Origin of the sequence: Sulfurimonas sp., from assembly GCF_026196735.1 — a bacterium.
GTDB lineage: Bacteria > Campylobacterota > Campylobacteria > Campylobacterales > Sulfurimonadaceae > Sulfurimonas.
In genome coordinates, this window is sequence record NZ_JAPHUF010000013.1 from 1 (window position 1) to 2,172 (window position 2,172).

General features: G+C 37.8%; 2 protein-coding genes and 1 pseudogene. All 3 read left to right on the top strand.

Going from position 1 to position 2,172, the window contains the following annotated elements:
* Positions 1 to 1,261 (top strand): annotated as a pseudogene (locus OQK60_RS09060) (adhesin); the annotation flags it as partial.
* Positions 1,258 to 1,998, top strand: a complete 741-nt coding sequence (locus tag OQK60_RS09065) for a hypothetical protein (RefSeq protein ID WP_297686256.1) — start codon at positions 1,258 to 1,260, stop codon at positions 1,996 to 1,998. The pseudogene OQK60_RS09060 and the gene OQK60_RS09065, both read left to right, overlap by 4 nt.
* Positions 1,991 to 2,172, top strand: a 182-nt coding sequence (locus OQK60_RS09070) for a hypothetical protein (protein ID WP_297686258.1), incomplete at its 3' end; no start/stop codon positions are given. The genes OQK60_RS09065 and OQK60_RS09070, both read left to right, overlap by 8 nt.

A 2,172-nucleotide genomic window follows, 5' to 3' on the forward strand; every position in this document is an offset into this window, starting at 1 on the left:
AGGAAGCGGAGATGTACAAGTAACTGACAAAGAGAATTCCGACACCGCAATGTTAAACAGAGATATAACCGACAACAAAGTGGACATCTACGATATACAGAGCCATAAAGGACTGCACCTTGAGCTTGATACTAGACTGCTTAGTAAAAAAGGGCAGGATGAGATAAGGCAGGAGTATAAAGATATGGATAAAAATATGAAAACCATTGCAGATACTTTACCAAGCGCTATTGGTGATAATATAGTCGAAGCAGTTGCCGGTACGATATGGGATAATATTGCTGCATACGCTACATTAGGCGTACTTCCGTCCAATGGAAACAATGGCGGAGTGTTGGGAGAGATACCTGTTCTTACAGGTAATAAAGATTCAGTACAAGAGGCATTGCAAGTAGTTAGTTCAAATGCACCGCTGTATCAACAAGACTCGGATAAATTTATACCGATAGAGCAAAGTGATGCATATAAGCAGATGAGCAAGGAGGAACAATCACAGGTACAAGGTCTTTATATCTCAAAAGAACCAGTTATAATAACCAAAGAGAACGCTACGTATCAGAATGGAGGAAACGGTATAATGAATGATAAAGGATTGGCGATATTCAACGTACTGGAGCAAACAGGAATGATAGGGCAATACAATACAGAAGCAACAAAAGAAAAACCTGTCGAAGCAACCGTGTTTTATAATCCAAGCAGAGGAATAGTAGCGGATCTGCTTGAATCGGCGGTAGAAACACTAGGCGGTACCACAGGTATAGATAAACAATACGGTGAGTTTAATGTAGATGTAACAACAGCCAGAGGGACGGCAGGATCAAACTTTACAAACCACTCTCAAAGTAACCTACTTCTAAAAAGCGGTATTAATTACATCAATAGCAGTGAAAATACAGGAGCGAAGTTTATGCCACAGGAATATTTCATCAAAGACAATGGAGATAAAAGTGGTATTCCAACCTATGTTTCATTTGGTTCTCCGGTGAGCGGGAAAGAGCTAGATAGACTAGTAGGAGTAAATGAAAGTGGTGGTCTAGGTTATACATATAAAGGAGCTTTTACTAAACCAAATGACGGAGTAGGAGAAATATTAGGTGGGAACAATGGAGCTAATGATGGGTCAGTATCATTATTGTACAGATTGAATCCGGCAGTGATACTGTATGATTCTGTTTTGCTTTTAACTCCGTGGTCTCCACACGGTAGTTATAAACCTACTGATTATCTAGAATTACAAGATGTGACGGGGTATAAAGAATGAGAAGTATTTTATTTTTTATTACTCTTTTTATGGCTGGATGTGCTTATCACCATAATTCGATTGATTTGAAACCTTATACAAAATTATCAAGTAATAGCATGTCAATTTTAACACCTAATTCATATCCAAATTTTCCATGGTGGACATGGAAAATCAATACTAATAAAATCATTGCTATGAAACGTCACATCCCTAACATGATGAGCGAAGATGTGAGGATTACGGTGAGTATTCCTGAAAGGTTGAAAGAAAGTACGGAAAAGTTTCTTATTAAAAATTTTGATTATGAGAAATGGGCTCAAGATGTACTATCCCGTCCTGATATAGTAGCTAATATGAAAGAAAGAGGAGTAACTTATAGTAAAAAATATATTGACTATATTGGAGGTTTAAGGTGCGGTACTGATGTTGAGTCTTCCAACCTTGCACTAGGAGTAGGAAGTAAACGATACTATACGGTTTGTGGATATCATGATGTGAATGGAGCAAAAAAAAGAATTGATATTTTTTATAACTACACCTACACCAACAGAGGTACCAAGTTTGAAGCTGACAAAACAAGCTCAACCACTACCCCTCAAGCAATGCAAAAACAATTCAAGCAAGATATGAAAGCAATTTTCGACTCACTAGTGATTCATGATATGGACAGAGAGCGGATGAGTAAAGAGGGGTTGCTTCATAATAAAAAATATGATGTTGATACTGAAAATAATGTAAAAAATGCTTGTGAGTAAATTGCCGTCAAACTTCTCCACAAGCGAATTTACACCTACTGGCATAGGAGGAAGTGTCTCTAAAAGCTCTAGCGCATCCAAAGAGACGCTTCTTACAACTGTTACTGGAGGGAGAGTAGATATAAACACGGCAGAAAACACTACACTTAAAGGTGCGACAATAGCTAGCGTAGA